Below are 510 nucleotides of genomic sequence, written 5' to 3'. Positions count from 1 at the left end.
AGGAGGCGCGCAAGGGCGTGATCGTGATCCTGGTGCTGCACGATCTCCAGGCCGCCGCATCATGGGCCGATACGGTGACGGTAATGAGCGGGGGGCGCCTCTTCGCGCATGGCCACCCGCGTGATGTGATCACGAGGTCGACACTGAAGCAGGTCTATGGCATCGACGCCGTCGTCGAGCAGACGGCGCGTGGCGGCGTCAACATTCAGGTCGAATGAAGTATCTCTGGCCATCTTTCTAGCATTGCTGTGAAGGCGAGCGGTCGTCAGTCCAGCGTCTCGTCCAGAATTGGCATTAGCGAAGTTGAAGCTGGACGAATTGCCGGCTCGCGGGATCGAAGTCTCGCCTTCGGCAAACCCAATCTTCGCGGTGTTCCGAAAATACTGAGAATCCAAAGCGGAGAGCTCGAGCCTGCTGCGGTCGAGTCATGTCAGATAGGTCGCCTCCGGCGCGCGAAAGCGGATCTGGGATGCCCTTCGACACCACTTCGGTGGCGCGATTTCGCGCCTG

At 60.6% G+C, this 510-nt stretch carries 1 protein-coding gene and 1 pseudogene; one reads left to right on the top strand and one right to left on the bottom strand.

The genetic code is table 11. The features are described 5' to 3' along the window. Positions 1-218, top strand: a pseudogene (locus tag TSA1_RS29930) (ABC transporter ATP-binding protein); the annotation flags it as partial. A 76-nt stretch (positions 219-294) separates the two neighbouring features. Here TSA1_RS29930 and TSA1_RS40410 read toward each other — a convergent pair. Beyond that, positions 295-510, bottom strand: a 216-nt coding sequence (locus tag TSA1_RS40410) for a hypothetical protein (protein WP_210421909.1), incomplete at its 5' end; no start/stop codon positions are given.

This window comes from Bradyrhizobium nitroreducens (genome assembly GCF_002776695.1).
In the GTDB taxonomy this organism is placed as follows: domain Bacteria; phylum Pseudomonadota; class Alphaproteobacteria; order Rhizobiales; family Xanthobacteraceae; genus Bradyrhizobium; species Bradyrhizobium nitroreducens.
This window is presented reverse-complemented; position numbering and strand designations above follow the sequence as displayed.